This window comes from Rhizobium sp. 862_C5_N1_2, assembly GCF_051811205.1.
GTDB classification, from domain to species: Bacteria; Pseudomonadota; Alphaproteobacteria; order Rhizobiales; family Rhizobiaceae; genus Rhizobium; species Rhizobium leguminosarum.
Genome location: NZ_JBPWPT010000005.1, coordinates 300443 through 315887 on the forward strand (window position 1 = coordinate 300443; position 15445 = coordinate 315887).

At 57.8% G+C, this 15445-nt stretch carries 6 protein-coding genes and 5 pseudogenes; 7 read left to right on the plus strand and 4 right to left on the minus strand.

Annotation, left to right across the window (positions count from 1 at the left end):
• Window positions 1–280 precede the first annotated feature (280 nt).
• The 3 genes and pseudogenes from ACD590_RS36860 to ACD590_RS36870 form a co-directional block, all read left to right on the plus strand.
• A pseudogene (locus ACD590_RS36860) lies at window positions 281–376 on the plus strand (integrase catalytic subunit); the annotation flags it as partial.
• Window positions 377–587: 211 nt separating this feature from the next.
• Entirely contained in the window at window positions 588–2225 is a 1638-nt protein-coding gene (locus tag ACD590_RS36865; protein WP_439004417.1) for an MFS transporter, read from the plus strand.
• 77 nt (window positions 2226–2302) lie between these two features.
• A complete protein-coding gene (locus ACD590_RS36870; protein ID WP_096772359.1) occupies window positions 2303–2608 on the plus strand; it encodes an autotransporter in 306 nt (101 codons plus the stop codon).
• 777 nt (window positions 2609–3385) lie between these two features.
• On the opposite strand, the pseudogene ACD590_RS36875 reads toward ACD590_RS36870, so the two are convergent.
• Window positions 3386–3712, minus strand: a pseudogene (locus ACD590_RS36875) (AIR synthase-related protein); the annotation flags it as partial.
• Between the two features lie 13 nt (window positions 3713–3725).
• Between ACD590_RS36875 and ACD590_RS36880 the strand changes: the two are divergent.
• Window positions 3726–4398 (plus strand): annotated as a pseudogene (locus tag ACD590_RS36880) (helix-turn-helix domain-containing protein); the annotation flags it as partial.
• A 396-nt stretch (window positions 4399–4794) separates the two neighbouring features.
• Here the strand turns inward: ACD590_RS36880 and ACD590_RS36885 are convergent.
• The gene (locus tag ACD590_RS36885) at window positions 4795–7881 is read right to left on the minus strand and encodes a Ulp1 family isopeptidase (RefSeq protein WP_439004418.1); all 3087 of its coding nucleotides are present in this window, start codon (window positions 7879–7881) and stop codon (window positions 4795–4797) included.
• 721 nt (window positions 7882–8602) lie between these two features.
• Complete coding sequence (locus tag ACD590_RS36890; protein ID WP_439004419.1) at window positions 8603–11179, minus strand: Ulp1 family isopeptidase; 2577 nt, start codon at window positions 11177–11179, stop codon at window positions 8603–8605.
• Window positions 11180–12717: 1538 nt separating this feature from the next.
• Between ACD590_RS36890 and ACD590_RS36895 the strand changes: the two genes are divergently transcribed.
• Window positions 12718–13605: a host specificity protein gene (locus ACD590_RS36895; protein ID WP_096772325.1), complete on the plus strand. Its 888-nt coding sequence runs from the start codon at window positions 12718–12720 to the stop codon at window positions 13603–13605.
• Window positions 13606–13747: 142 nt separating this feature from the next.
• Here ACD590_RS36895 and ACD590_RS36900 read toward each other — a convergent pair.
• Window positions 13748–14015: pseudogene (locus ACD590_RS36900) on the minus strand (nuclear transport factor 2 family protein); the annotation flags it as partial.
• 284 nt (window positions 14016–14299) lie between these two features.
• Here ACD590_RS36900 and ACD590_RS36905 point away from each other — a divergent pair.
• Together ACD590_RS36905 and ACD590_RS36910 are read left to right on the plus strand one after the other, a co-directional pair.
• Window positions 14300–14503: a transcriptional regulator gene (locus ACD590_RS36905; RefSeq protein ID WP_096772326.1), complete on the plus strand. Its 204-nt coding sequence runs from the start codon at window positions 14300–14302 to the stop codon at window positions 14501–14503.
• Between the two features lie 276 nt (window positions 14504–14779).
• Window positions 14780–15355: pseudogene (locus tag ACD590_RS36910) on the plus strand (radical SAM protein); the annotation flags it as partial.
• Window positions 15356–15445 lie beyond the last annotated feature (90 nt).

Below are 15445 nucleotides of genomic sequence, written 5' to 3' on the forward strand. Positions count from 1 at the left end.
GCGACAGTTGGGCCAGTTAGAGATGCGACAGTCTCGCCTCTCGATGCGCTGGTCAAGGTCAACGTTGGGAGCAAGGATGCCGACTTCAGCCTGGTGGAGACCAGGAGCGTTCGGAGGCGTGATGTCCTGTTTGATCACCATGTCGCAGAAAGAATTGCATCGCCTCGAAGTCATTCAAAAATTACTGGCGCGACTGTTTCGGTGAACTCATCCAGATCGACGGCTTGCACCGCTGGTGGTTAAGAACCGCTCGTCTGCATCTGCGGTTCGCCGGATCGGCAGGATCGTCAAGGAACTGCGGCTGCGCGGCATCGACACGATCGACGGGGCTAAAGCCTATGCGCCGGCGTTCATGGCGGACTTCGATGCTCGGTTCATTCGGCTGTCGTTCAACCTGCTTCGACGACGGCCTGCTGTCATTGATTTCGATTCGCGGTCTTGCCGCGTTGCGTCGACGCGAAGTTGGCCGACTTCTTGCGTGCGGCTTCTACAACGCTGGCGGTAACGCGCATGACGGACGCCCACCACCATGACCAAACGCCGCTCGGTCTCACCGAAGCCGACCCGCCCGAAAGAGACTGATCGACATGGACGCCATTGAAGAGCGAGCATCCTCGGCGCTGTTAGCGCCACTGAAGAATTCGACGTTCCGTTCGATTTTCTTCGCGTCGCAGCTCTCCAGCCTGGGTTGGCTGATGCAGACGGTGGCTCTCAGCTGGCTGATGGCCACCGTTTCCACCTCGGATGTGATGGTCGCCCTGGTCCAGGCCTCGTCTACCCTGCCTGCCTTTTTTCTTGCGATTTTCGTTGGCGCGATTGCCGACAACTACAGCCGGCGCATGGTCATGATCGTCGGCCGAAGCCTGATGATGGCGGCCTCGGCGATGCTGACGATCCTGATGGCTTTCGGCATCACCGATCCATGGATGATCCTGGCGTTCAGTTTCCTTGACGGCTGCGGTATCGCACTCAGCGATCCCGCGTGGCGCGCTTCGCTTGGCGACATGCTGGAACGCCGCCATCTGCCGTCGGCCGTCACCCTTCTCAATGTCGGATTCAACACGGTCCGTAGCGTCGGTCCCGCGCTTGGCGGCATCATCGTTGCGATTTTTGGGCCGCTCGTCACTTTCGCGCTCACCACGCTTGGCTTCGTCGCGCCCCTCACCGCTCTGTGGCGAAACAAGTGGACCGTGAAAGCGTCGCCCCTCCCTCGCGAAGCGCTTATGACGGCGATCTATGATGGACTGCGGTTCACGGCGATATCCTCGGAAATCAAGGCAGCTATTGTCCGCGGTACGCTGTTTGGGCTGACCGGAACCTCGATGCTGGCGCTCCTGCCGCTCGTCGCAAGAGACCTCTTGAAGGGCGGCCCAATCGACTACGGTATTCTCATGGGTGGCTTCGGCGCCGGCGCGCTGATCGCGGGGCTCGTGAACCCACCACTCAGGCGCGCGGTCACGCAGGAACTGCTGATTGTTCTGGCATGTGTCGCGTGCGCGGTATGTGCGATCTCACTTGCGCTGACGTCTTCCCTGATCATCGCAACAGTCTGCCTCGCCTTCGGCGGCGCCGGCTGGGTAACCGGATGGTCGGGGTTCGGCGTCAACGTGCAGTTGGCAAGCCCGCGCTGGGTGGTGGGTCGCACGATTTCCATCTACAGCGCTTTTACTTATGGGGGGATCGCCGCTGGCAGTTGGCTCTGGGGAATTATCGCCGAAAACCATTCCCTCTCCCTATCCTTGGCATGTTCTGCTGCCGCCTCGTTGCTGGTCGCCGCACTTGGGCTCAAGCTGCCGATCAGAAACCGCTTGGAGTCTGAACTCGAAGCCTCCGGCGCCTTCGATGCGCCAGTACCTGCACTCGATCTGAAGCCGAGAAGCGGCCCGATCCTGGTGACGACGGAATATGCGATTGCCGAAGAGAATGCCGCTGTCTTTCTTGAGATCATGCGCAGACGGCGGCATGTTCAAAGCCGAGCCGGCGCACGCCATTGGACCCTCACGCGCGACGTTCAGCAGCCTTCGCGATGGCTCGAGACCTTCCGGACGCCGACTCGGGTTGATTTTCATCGCCTTAATCACCGCCTCACGGCAGCGGACAAGCGCTTGGACGATGAGCTGAAGGGGTTGAGCGCAGCATGCAACCTGCCACGGACGACCATTTTGGTGGAGCGCCCGCCAGTTGCGCGCAATTCCCCGCCAGATCCCTACGTATCGCAGAAATGAGCAATTGCGTCTCAAGTGGTTCATTCGGAACAAGGCTCGCACAAGGCAGAACTCTTGTTGAGATCTCAGGATCGACGGTGGTCTCCGGAAAAGACTCCATCTCGGTCGGCGAGGATAATGACCGCGTATTCGGTAGCATGGGCAATGATCACGTCTTTGGCGACGAGGGCAACGACTACTTCTACGGCGACATGGGTCGCTTTAAGCCTCGCAACCTGGATGCGGCCCTCCTTGGTGGGGACAACGACAAGCTTTATGGCCGCGATGAGGCGACCTCACTCGCTCGCGTGGTCCACGGGTTCCCCCGCGACGCACGTTCCCGTGAAGACGCATTCGTCGCAGTAAGCCGGCCGAAGGCATCGCACAGGCGGCTGTCACGGTGACTTAGATTTCATCTCGGCCTATGGGTGCAAATAAGGCAATAGGGTTGGACGGCTCACTAACATTCCGCTTCTAAACAAGCGGACGTCTCCTTTGCCGCGGACAGGTCTGTGGGTTGTGCGCGTGTCATAGTGGCGCCCCCATTGGCACGCGCACCCCGCGGGCTGACTTGCTTCTAAAGCAAGGACTGAATCTCTACGGTTCGTCATAAACACTTGCAAAGCCTGGGTAACGCTCGAGGTCTCGTAGCGTCTTGACAAGACTCTGGCTTACCCTTGAGCTGAGCCCCTTAATTTTCTTCCTTACATTTCCCGGTGCGGGTACCTGCCTAATATAGCGGATAAGTAATTGGGCTGCGCCAGGAGTGATATCGTGACGCTTCTACGCTAACTCCTCAATCAGCAAAAATATATGCTCAACATCCTGCCCCATCCACGAAACGAGGCGGTGCAAAGGACGTTCTGCCCAACAACTGCCCTCCCAAGCATCGATTCGAGCTGTCGCCGCAATCCACCATCCTTCGAAAGGATTAACGATAGAGTCCCGAAGAGATAAAAGGCTTTTCGCGACTTGACGTTGCCAGAGAAGTTGCCCTCGCGAAATGGCATTGTCCGCGCTTGCTCCAGAACTCACTAAGGGCTCGCGGATTATTTGATGATGCGTCAATCATCTTCCCGCAGATACGTTCAGCTTCCGGAAGGTTATATGTGAATTCCATATTGTACCATCGACGCATCATGAAAATGTCGTGGTATCCGATACCTTCGGCCTGACGAAAAGGGGATCGCATCCTCCTCGATGCGAAAGCCGGCTTTCGACTGGCTGGCGATTTCGTTCAGGGTAGCGGCGATGCCGCCGCGCGTTGGATCCGCATCAACCGGATATGCCTCCCGCCGCCGCGACCATCACGGCTACGAGCTGGTGCAGCGTTGCGCTGCGGAGACGATATCTCTATCGAATTCCAGGTTCTCGCGCTTCGACATCACGGCGACACCGTGGTCACAGATGGAGTCTGGGATGATCACAGCATCGCCCAGCCGGGCCGCATCGGGACGAAAATCGAGCCCGTCGGGAGCCATGCCGACACCCGCCGTCGAGATGAAAACGCAGGAGGACCGAATGAACATTTACAAGAATGCCCGTTTGACACCGCGGCGTCGAGAGGAGATGGCGCGCGCCGTTATTGAGGGCGCTTGTCCCAAAGCCGAGGCTGCGCGGAGTGCCGTCGAAGGTGGTCGCTCGTTGGAAGGCGCGATTTCTGGCGGATGGCGCCGCCGGCATGGCGGACCGGTCGTCGCGGCCGAGGACAAGTCCGAGACGCACCGCGGCCAACATTGCCGGCGAGATTGCAGTGTTGCGCCGACAGCGGCTGACGGGCAAGCACATCGCCAAGCAGACGGGCGTGTCGGCGGCAACGGTGAGCCGGGTTCTCAAGCGCGCCGGTCTTTCCCGGCTGAAGGATATCGAGCCGGCCGAACCGGTGTGACGCTATGAGCGCGAGCGGCCTGGCGAAATGATCCATATCAACATCAAGAAACTTGGCCGCTTCAGCCAGGTTAGCCACCGCATCACGGGTGATCGAACCCGCCAAAGTTCGCGCAGGGGCAAAGGCTGGGGCGCCGGCTGGGAGTACGTTCACGTCGCCATTGATGACGCCTCGCGCATTGCCTTCTCGCAGATATTGCCAGACGAAAAGAAGGACAGCGCGGTCGCCTTTCTCAAGGCGGCACTGACCTACTATAATAACCTCGGCATTACCGTCGAGCGCGTCATGACCGATAACGGTCCCTGCGACATTAGATAGAGACAGCCCCAGACGAACATACGGAAATGCGGGACCCAGCTCGCGCATAAGAGTATGTCAGCCGTCGTCAAAATGCCCTGTCTCCCTCGTTTGCTCAATAGTTTCACGCTTTGCTTCCGTCGTCAAAGCCGGAAGGAAAAAGCATGACAAAGAGCTTGCATACGACATAAGAGAGATGCGACAGTCGTCGCCTCTTGGGATGCTGGCCAAACGTCAACGTTTTGAAGGAAGACTGGCGACGTGCACATTCGATGTCGCCCCCGGCACTGGGGATCGTCTTATCTGGTTGGCGCGCTGCACGTGGCCGCGTAAAAACGGATTCTCCCTCAACGGTTTGGTGCTTTTCAAGAACGACTGGCATCTATTGCTCGATCCATCTCCACCCTATTGCATGAAAAGGTAAATGTCGCTCTGCATGCCTGATGGCCCCAGAGTGGCCGTGTAGGGCACACCATGGATACTGAAGTTGGTGGGTTTGTCCGCGCTCGGCAGCAAGTCATACAAGTACATTGCAGGCAGAAGGTCATCTGGTACCGGTTGATTGCCGTGTTGCCAGCTCGGAGGGACAAATCCTCCCAAGTCTTCCACAGGCAGCGTGTACTGTGGGGTGCCGAAGATCGATGCCCCCAAGCTTTGCTCCCATGGTGCGTCTGGCGGATTGACGCTTTGCACCGGTGAATAGGCGGCTGATGGCAAATCCTGCCGGAAGGTCGCTGTATTCCAGCTATCGGGAAGCTGGCCGGGTTGACCCACTCCATGCCAAAACTCTGCGGGATCGGCGCTCTGTGTGGAGGACTCCGGTTCAGCCGCCGCAGCCCCCGCTCGAGCACTGTTGGGCGCGGGGCTCAGACGTCGTTGGAGTTGCTCCCGATCGGCGACGAGGTTGTCGAGGTGCAGCACGGCTGGCCGGCCTCTTCGCGCCAGACGTCTAACGAGCGCCCGCGTGCCGTCAACCACGAAGACTCCGCAATCATAGTCGTTGCGCTGTTGGGTCATGCGGACGGGCTCCAGACGGGTACCCAACCTTTGTGCGAGCATTGCTGCAAACTCGTCGTTCTGTCCCCGGAAGGAGTCATAGTGATAGGCAGCCGGCCCCTCGCGGTTGCGACGGTCAACGAGTAGCAGCGACCAATGGGTGCCGCGGTGATCAGGATCCGAAGCACTGGCATCGCTCACTGGAAGGAACAGGAAGTCGGCTGTATCTCTTCCATTCTGATCATTAACGATGCGCTGGAAAGCGCTCAGCGCGGTGCTCTCATCGCCCAGGCGCAGATGATAATGGGCTATCAGGGGATCGATAAGCCGCGTCCTGGCTGCGAGATCCGGATCGTTTCGCTGCAAGTCCTGCATTAGCAGCTCATAATCCGTCTGGATATGCTGGTCGCCCAGCCATTCGGTATGGTCGAGCGACAATCCGCTGCGGCCTTCGATCGGTGGATCAACCTGCTGCAGCGGCGAAGTTGATCTGAACTCGGCACGTGGATCCGAACGGCCGTCCAGACCGGCCGGTTCCCGGCCACTTGCCTGCTCAGGGGACAACCCCGACGCTGCGTTCGCCTCAACGACTTGCTGGTACTGCCGAAGCCGCTTGAAAGACATAGTGAGTTTTTTTCCCATGGCTTCGGTGAAGTCTTGGTAATCTTTTTTCAACGACCATTGCTGCTGATCACTGCCGTTGAGCCGGCTCGCTATGCTCTCCCTACCCCTGGTTTGCAGCCAAGCACTAAACTTTCGTTGATTGCTGGCCAGCCTCGAGACGCCTTTTCTCTTGGAAGTCGAGTCCGATCCGAGCTTGCTCAGCTCTTCATTGGCGAAGCCATCAATCATGCGGGCGTCGTCGGGATAAGGATCATGCTGTTTCAACTGCGACTCGGCGCCTAGATACTGCCGCAACCGATCGAGACTCACGTTTATTTTTTTTCCTTCAGCCTTGGTAAAGGCCTTAAAATCGTCCTTCAACGACTGTTGCTGCTGATCAGTTCCCGTGAGTCGACTGCCTATGCTCCCCCGACCATTCTTATGGAGCCAATTACTAAACCTCCGTTGATTGCTGGCCAGATTCAAGACGCCTTTCCTCTGCGAAGTCGAGTCCGATCCGAGCTTGCTCAGCTCTTCGTTGGTGAAGGCATCAATCATGAGGGCGTCGTCGGGATAAGGATGATGCTGTTTCAACTGCGACTCGGCGCCTAGATACTGCCGCAGCCGATCGAAACCAACGCTTATTTTTACTTCAACGTTAGTAGTAAATTCCCTAAAATCGTCCTTCAACGACTGTTGCTGCTGATCACTACCGGTGAGTCGGCTGACTATGCTCCCCCGACCATTCTTTTGGAGCCAACCACTAAACCTCCGTTGATTTATGGCCATAGTCCGGACAACTTTCCTCTGCGAAGTCGAGTCCGGTCCGAGCTTGCTCAAATGTTCGTTGGCTAGGTCATCAATGATGCGGGCGTCGTCGGGATAAGGTTCATGCGGTTTCAACTGCGACTCGGCGCCTAGATACTGCCGCAGCCGATCGAAACTCACGACCACTTTTTTTCCTTCAGCCTTGGTAAAGGCCCTAAAATCGTCCTGCAACGACTGTTGCTGCTCATCACTACCGGTGAGTCGGCTGACTATGCTCCCCCTGCCCTCCCTTTTGAGCCAATCGCTAAACTTTCGTTGGCTACTGGCATTTTTCCGGGAAATCGAGGCCGGTCTGAGCTTACTCAGCTCTTCGTTGACCAAGTCATCAATGACGCGGGCGTCATCGGGATAGGGATCATGAATTCGGCGGCCCATCAGGCGCGGCCCAGGTCCAACGGCTTGGAGTTCTTGCCCCTCAGACGCGAGCCTCCTGAAATGAGACAGTGCTGAGTTAAGACGGTTCTGATCGTCCTCACCGCTTGCCCAATAATCCGCGATATCACCGGCTAGTGAATCTGGATCGTTTAAAAACCGAGAAGTCATCGAATCTCTGTTCTCTGCTCGGAGCCAACGAGCGAAACCCCTAAGAATACCTAAATTGTTCTCGACGGTACGCTCGGGAACCCTTCCGTCCCCTCGGCCGATGCTACCGTCGGGTAGAATTTCGTAGTTTCGGACTGCTTCCGCGAACTGGTTGATGCGGGACTCGTCATCGGGATGCATGTCCCGGTCGGCGGGGCGACCACGCTTGGCGCCGACGCGAACCTCGGTTGAGACCTCCGTTGCGGCATCAACCTCTTGCTGCCCCGAACCCCTCTCCGGCGCCAGCGACTGCGGCGTCACTCGCATCGAACCGCCCACGGAACTGCGACGCGGCACACGGTCGCCGGCGTCACTATCGTGCGAACCGAGGCGCAAGTCGGTCGGATCCTGCTCCATGTCTCGGCTCTCTGGATAGTAGTCCTCGATCCAGGCGTCCGTATCGAAAGCTCCGGTCACGCCTTCGATCCACCCACTTACTTCGCGAGAATCGTCATCGCGCGGCTGGTTCCGTCTTGGGTACATCGATGCCGGTCCTCCGGAAATCAAATTTGGAACCTCGATCCTAATGCCTGCCGACCGCCGCCCAGCATGCAAAAGCCAGATCCGATCATGCCCTCAAGGCATGGCCGAACACCATATGGCGACGGCTTGCCGACAATCGTCTGCACTCGACCATCAGGCCGTCACAGAGCCTCGCCAGCTTGCCGCTTGCCATGCGGAGCCCGCCAGAATTGGCCTTAATTTAAGCAGTTTCGAGTGATGTGTGGGACATGCAGCGTGAAGGCGCCGTCAGGATTTCCGATTCCAACCAATCCATCCGCCGGGCGGTAAATCTTCCAAGGCCACCTCCAACATTCAAGCTAATCTTAGCCCGGCCGCGGCGCAGACACCTCCGGCGGACTGTCAGCCGTTTCGACGATGGTCTGGGAAGGGAGCCGTCGTCAAAATGCCCTGTCTCCCTCGTTTGCTCAGTAGCTTCACACGGTGCTTTCGTCGTCAAAGCCGGAAGGAAGTTGCATACGACATAAGAGAGATGCGACAGCCGTCGCCTCTTGGGATGCTGGCCAAACGTCAACGTTTTGAAGGAAGACTGGCGACGTGCACATTCGATGTCGCCCCCGGCACTGGGGATCGTCTCATCTGGGTTGGCGCGCTGCACGTACCGCGTAAAAACGGATTCTCCCTCAACGGTTTGATGTTTTTTCAAGAACGACTGGCATCTATTGCTCGATCCATCTCCACCCTATTGATATTGCAGGAAAAGGTAAATGTCGTTCTCCCTGCCTGATGGCCCCAGAGTGGCCGTGTAGGGCACACCATGGATAGTGATGCTGGTCTGGGGTTTGTCCGCGCTCGGCAGCAAGTCATAATAGTACATTGCAAGCCGAAGGCCAGCCGGTGCCGGTTGATTGCGGTGTTGCCAGCTCGAAGGGACAGCTCCTCCCAAGTCGTCCACAGGCAGCATGTACTGTGGGGTGCCGAAGATCGATGCCCCCAAGCTTTGCTCCCATGGTGCGTCTGGCGGATTGAGGCTTTGCACCGGTGAATAGGCGGCTGACGGCAAATCCTGCCGGAAGGTCGCTGTATTCCAGCTATCGGGAAGCTGGCCGGGTTGACCCACTCCATGCCAAAACTCTGCGGGATCGGCGCTCTGTGTGGAGGACTCCGGTTCAGCCGCCGCAGCCCCCGCTCGAGCACTGTTGGGCGCGGGGCTCAGACGTCGTTGGAGTTGCTCCCGATCGGCGACGAGGTTGTCGAGGTGCAGCACGGCTGGCCGGCCTCTTCGCGCCAGACGTCTAACGAGCGCCCGCGTGCCGTCAACCACGAAGACTCCGCAATCATAGTCGTTGCGCTGTTGGGTCATGCGGACGGGCTCCAGACGGGTACCCAACCTTTGTGCGAGCATTGCTGCAAACTCGTCGTTCTGTCCCCGGAAGGAGTCATAGTGATAGGCAGCCGGCCCCTCGCGGTTGCGACGGTCAACGAGTAGCAGCGACCAATGGGTGCCGCGGTGATCAGGATCCGAAGCACTGGCATCGCTCACTGGAAGGAACAGGAAGTCGGCTGTATCTCTTCCATTCTGATCATTAACGATGCGCTGGAAAGCGCTCAGCGCGGTGCTCTCATCGCCCAGGCGCAGATGATAATGGGCTATCAGGGGATCGATAAGCCGCGTCCTGGCTGCGAGATCCGGATCGTTTCGCTGCAAGTCCTGCATTAGCAGCTCATAATCCGTCTGGATATGCTGGTCGCCCAGCCATTCGGTATGGTCGAGCGACAATCCGCTGCGGCCTTCGATCGATGGATCAACCTGCTGCAGCGGCGAAGTTGATCTGAACTCGGCACGTGGATCCGAACGGCCGTCCAGACCGGCCGGTTCCCGGCCACTTGCCTGCTCAGGGGACAACCCCGACGCTGCGTTCGCCTCAACGACTTGCTGGTACTGCCGAAGCCGCTTGAAAGACATAGTGAGTTTTTTTCCCATGGCTTCGCTGAAGTCTTGGTAATCTATTTTCAACGACCATTGCTGCTGATCACTGCCGTTGAGCCGGCTCGCTATGCTCTCCCTACCCCTGGTTTGCAGCCAAGCACTAAACTTTCGTTGATTGCTGGCCACATTCCGGGCAACTTGCCTCTTGGAAGTCGAGTCCGATCCGAGCTTGCTCAGCTCTTCCTTGGCGAAGCCATCAATCATGAGGGCGTCGTCGGGATAAGGATGATGCTGTTTCAACTGCGACTCGGCGCCTAGATACTGCCGCAGCCGATCGAGACCCACGCCGCCAATATTTTTTCCTTCATCCTTGGTAAAGGCCCTAAAATCGTCCTTCAACGACTGTTGCTGCTGATCAGTACCCGTGAGTCGGCTGGCTATGCTCCCCCTGCCCGTCCTTTGGAGCCAAGCACTAAACCTTCGTTGGTTACTGGTATTTTTCTGAGAATTCGGGACCGGTCCGAACTTACTCAGCTCTTCCTTGGCCAAGCTATCAATGATGAGGGCGTCGTCGGGATAAGGATCATGTATCTGGCGCCCCATCAGGCGCGGCCCAGGTCCAACGGCTTGGAGTTCTTGCCCCTCAGGCCCGAGCCTCCTGAAATGAGACAGTGCTGACTTAAGACGGTCCTGACCATCCCCACCGCTTGCCCAATAATCCGCGATATCAACGGCTAGTGAATCTGGATCGTTTAAAAGCCGAGAAGCCATCGAATCTCTGTTCTCTGCTTTGAGCCAACGAGCGAACCTCCTAAGAATCTTTAAATTGTTCGTGAGGGTACCCTCGGGAACCCTTCCGTCCCCTCGGCCGATGCTACCGTCGGGTAGAATTTCGTAGTCTCGGACTGCTTCCGCGAACTGGTTGATGCGGGACTCGTCATCGGGATACATGTCCCGGTCGGCGGGGCGACCACGCTTGGCGTAATCGACGCGAACCGTGGTTGAGACCACGTGAGTCTCCGTTGCGGCATCGACGTCTTGCTGCCCCGAACCCCGCGACGACGTCTTGCTGCTCCATCCGAACGCCTTCTTGAACCCTGACGCCATGCGCGACTTAAATCCGCGGCTTTTGCCCTGCGGCGCCGCGGCGACTTCGCCCGCCTCCGCCATATTGCTCGATGTCTTGCCCCCCGAGCCGCCGAATCGCAAGCTGCTGGAGCCCGCCCGAGAGACGTCTATGCTGTGGCGGGCGCCGCTCAACGAGTTCTCTGGCGCCCGCGACTGCGGCGTCACTCGCATCGAACCGCCCACGGATCTGCGACGCGGCACACGATCGCCGGCGTCACTGTCGTGCGACCCGAGGCGCAAGTCGCTCAGATCCTGTTCCATGTCTCGTCTCAGTGAATAGTAGTCCCGGATCCAGGCGTCCGTCGCGACAGCTCCGGTCACGCCTTCGATCCACTCACTTACTTCGCGAGAATCGTCATCGCGCGGCTGGTTCCGTCTTGGGTACATCGATGCCGGTCCTCCGGAAATCAAATTTGGAACCTCGATCCTAATGCCTGCCGACCGCCGCCAAGCATGCTAAAGCCAGATCCAATCATGCCCTCAAGGCATGGCCGAACACCATATGGCGACGGCTTGCCGACAATCGTCTGCACTCGACCATCAGGCCGGCACATGGCTTGAGAGGCTCGCCAGCTTGCCGCTTGCCATGCGGAGCCCGCTAAAATTGGCCTTCATTTAAGCAGTTTCGGGTGATGTGTGGAACATGCAGCGTGAAGGTGCCGTCAGAATTTCCAATTCCAACCAATCCATCCGCCGGCCTTCTGATTTCACCGCCTCAGTGCGCGGCGGCAAACAAGGTGAGACTCAGCCAGATTGTCGCTCTACAGAACCCACTCGGCCTTCCGTGATCATTCAACTTTCGAGGCTCATTCCCGCACCCGTATCTGTCTACACTTCAGCCCCCCGTTACCGCGACGCCCGCAAGACTCGCCCCGGCTTCGCCGCTGTGACCTTGGCCGGATGGGACTTTGGCCGGATGGGACTTGCGCCGCCAAGCAGCTATCAGCTTGGCATGACGTATTCCCGAGCGGAGGTCCATCATCTCATTGGTCATCAGTGGCCTTCTATCGGGCTGTGCTTGAACCACCCGACCCTGCCGAAAAACCACTGATGCCCACCTACTCCTCAGAGCCTTCACCACCTAAGGGGACTCCGTGGATCCGCTTTTCCAAAGCATTTTGGAATATCGATTTTGCATGGTGGCGGCCAGTCCGGTTGCACTAGCATATGCGTAATCTGCAATTGGAGACCAACAGCGGTGAACACAGAACAGGCCCGCGGGGCGGTAAATCCTCCGAGGACACCTCTAACATTCAAGCTAATCTTAGCCCTGCCGCGGCGCAGACACCTCCGACGGACTTCGACGATGGTTTGGCGAAGGGACCACGCTTTCACGAATCCTCGGGGCTTGGGCTGAGGAAAGGAATCAGGAGGAGACGAGGAGCGGCTGGAGGCGGTAAGACGAACTATAACGTGGATGGACGCTGGCGATGTTAATGCAACTACAATCACTGCGGCTGGCCAAGCCGCCGGCACTGTTCCGCCAGAGCTCCAGAAGCTCGCGGACGACAACCGGCTGTGAGCAGCTTCCCGAGCGGGTCCGGACGACGCTGGCAGAACCAGTGATCGCATCGGGCTATATGGGCCCCGCAGGTCGTCTTTCCGCCCAGTTCGCGGAAGTTTAGTCCCCTCTAGGCGAGACCAGGAGCCGCGCATGCAACGCGTACCCCCCCGCTTCATCGAAGCTTAGCAGTCACGTATCCGCTTTATAGGCCGGACAGTGAGCGCACCGTTCCCACATGTGAAGCGACTGAACAGGATGCGCTTCATCACACCTTTCACTCTCAGGAGAGACCGCCATGGATAACTCAGAACGATCGCTGCGCTACAACATTTCCGAGGAAGATGATCGCACCGGGGCCATGGCGGGGTGGATCGAGAATATGACCGGGGCACAAACACTTACGGGCATGCCGTCCCGATCAACGCCAGATCCCAATGCTCGTTCGCCTTCGTCGCCAACGCGGCCATACTCGCTCTCTTCCGAACCTCCAATTAAGGTGCTCGACAGATCTACATTTGCCAGAAAAGTGAGGGAATTTTACGGTGATGATATCAAGCACATTTCCGTCAATCCACAAGAGTACTCGCCCTTCGTGTCCTCTAAAGCCCTGCGTGCGGCTACCATCGCTCGACTCTACGGCGGCACCGACGATGATACGCCCAGCGCGCGATATTTCAGCTATGATCTGGGAGAACGAAGCGTTGGGCTTTTAAGAACAGAGGATGGATTTAGCATCGAAAACGAGCCGTGGCGGGAACTATTTCCCGGTCGAAAAAGAATCACGTCGATTGTAGACCTTCGCGTTACTCATCCGCTTGTCGAGAACGCTGGCGATATTCTGCTCGAACATCAACTTCAACTCGACGGCGAACAGCCGTTGATCATGTCACGTCCCGCTTCGCCAGAGATGGGAACCCGTCTTGAGCAGATGGGTTTCGTTGACGTGGGTGAAAATCGCTGGGTGCTCGACCCTACGCAACATCCCGACAAGTGGATAAAGAATAGCAAGGGTGGATGGCAGCGCGCAGACAAACCTTCGAGTTATCTCTCTAAAACCGTGGGCTATCTTAGCGACGATGAAGCAGGTGTCGAGGGGCATTCGAGTGAAGCCAGTGTCGAGACAGATTCTTCCGATGATGACCCGTCTTGGTACTTCGAACAACTCAATTTGAACCGCGGATAAAAGTTTGCCGTCATCGTGATGACCTTTTGCGCCGCCGGCCGAGTTGATACGCCCCTCTATTACGAGGACGCAGGCGAAGATTAGAGACTGCAATCTTGCTGCGACTGTCTGCGACGGCCCGCCTCAAGCTGCACTGTGAAGTAGCTCTGACAGCTGCTTCAGTCGGGCTGATAAACTCAATCAGAACTTTCGTGATCTGGTGGATGTTGGGCGGTTCGGTCTTGAAGACACCAAGCGCGAACTCAATGAAGCCTCGGCGGAGCCCGTATACGCTCCGTGATTGTCCTGCGCGAGCCAGAAGGAGCTGCGCAGCGCCGCCTCGTCCGCCCGTCTATCGCGCGGCAATACCGATAGAGACAGTCGCGGATCGTTTCGCGATCATGCAATTCGACCATTTTCTCGTGGTCCATGGCCCGTCGCAAGTCTAGTCTTGAGTTGAAAGTGGCGTTCGGTGCATCTGCGAACGGACATTCGCGCCGTCGGCGCTTGACCTGGCCTCGCAAAGCCGCTTCCCAGGGAACGTCTGTGAACTTGAAACCGCGTGCGTAAGACAGCAACTCTCGCGCAATCAAGGACCATTGCTCCGTTGGATTTTGCCTGCAAGAACAGCCAGTGCCTCTCTGCGCTTGTGTGGAAGGGAGCTAACGGTCCATTCGGCAACAATGCGATTGACGAGTTCGCCAGAAAGAGCCGAATGTCGACTGGATCCCCGTTTGCGGCCGCCGGGCGCGCTGGCGCCTGCCTCGGCGAAGCCTCCTCCAAAGCCTGTGATCCGAACGATCCTGCCTGGCTCGCAATCGGTGCGCGTCTGACCGAGCGGGAACGGCTGATCGACGCGATGGAGAAATCTGGGTGGGTTCAGGCCAGGCGGCTCGCCTCCGGCCTCACCCGACCTTAGGTTGGTTATGCCATCCGCGGGTTCAAATCGGGGTGAAAGAAAGTTCTACGCCTGGTGTGGTCGAACGGCCCGACCTGCCCTCCTCAACTCATGCACCCGAGGCGAGCCGCCATTTTACCGGTGTCTGTCTATTGTCAAATGCCTGACAACCCTATGTCGGGTCGCAAATGGAGGGAACCGGACAAAAAACGCTAACATATTGAAAAAAAGTAGTGATTTTCATTGGCATGGCCCTTGCTTTTTGAACCGCGATGTTAAGCAGCAACGGAGCCTTCAATGTCCCCACCAATGATTTCGCTCAAGAGCCTGACCAGCACGACAACCATGAACCAACTGCTGGCCACAGCGAAGTCCACTGCTTGCGCCGCGTCATTGTGCGGTTCGTCCGCAAAGCCGCACCACGCCGAGCCGGCTGTGTGGGAGAAAATCAAGGACCTTTCCTGCTATTCAGAAGAAGCTTACTATTTCGCGCGCATGCACGTCGTAGCCGCACCAGCCTGCAATATCCAGTGCAACTACTGCGATCGTAAATACTGCGCCAACGAAAGCCGGCCTGGGGTCGTCTCGGAAAAGCTGACGCCTGACCAGGCGCTGCGAAAGGTCGTTGCGGTCGCCAATGAAGTCCCTCAGCTTTCCGTGCTCTTTATCACCGGACCAAGCGATGCCTGTTATGACCGGAAGAAGACAAAGGCGACATTTGAACGTGGAGCCACAGAGATCCCCGATATCAAGCTGTGTCTTTCAACCAACGGTCTGGCACTGCCGGACCGTGTCGGCGAGCTTGCTGACATGAATGTTGATCACTTGACGATCACCATCAACATGGTCGATCCGAGAGTCGGCGCGAAGATATCCGCGCCACTGCCGGGCCGTGCCGCAGCTCAGCAGAAGCCCGGACACAAGCAGGCCCCGCGAGCACATAGGCAGCCAAGTCTCGATATT

Coding starts and splice junctions, on each gene's coding strand:
- ACD590_RS36890 (WP_439004419.1), bottom strand. CDS start 11,179: ATGGAACAGGATCTGAGCGACTTGCGCCTCGGGTCGCACGACAGTGAC.
- ACD590_RS36905 (WP_096772326.1), top strand. CDS start 14,300: ATGTCGACTGGATCCCCGTTTGCGGCCGCCGGGCGCGCTGGCGCCTGC.
- ACD590_RS36895 (WP_096772325.1), top strand. CDS start 12,718: ATGGATAACTCAGAACGATCGCTGCGCTACAACATTTCCGAGGAAGAT.
- ACD590_RS36865 (WP_439004417.1), top strand. CDS start 588: ATGGACGCCATTGAAGAGCGAGCATCCTCGGCGCTGTTAGCGCCACTG.
- ACD590_RS36885 (WP_439004418.1), bottom strand. CDS start 7,881: ATGTACCCAAGACGGAACCAGCCGCGCGATGACGATTCTCGCGAAGTA.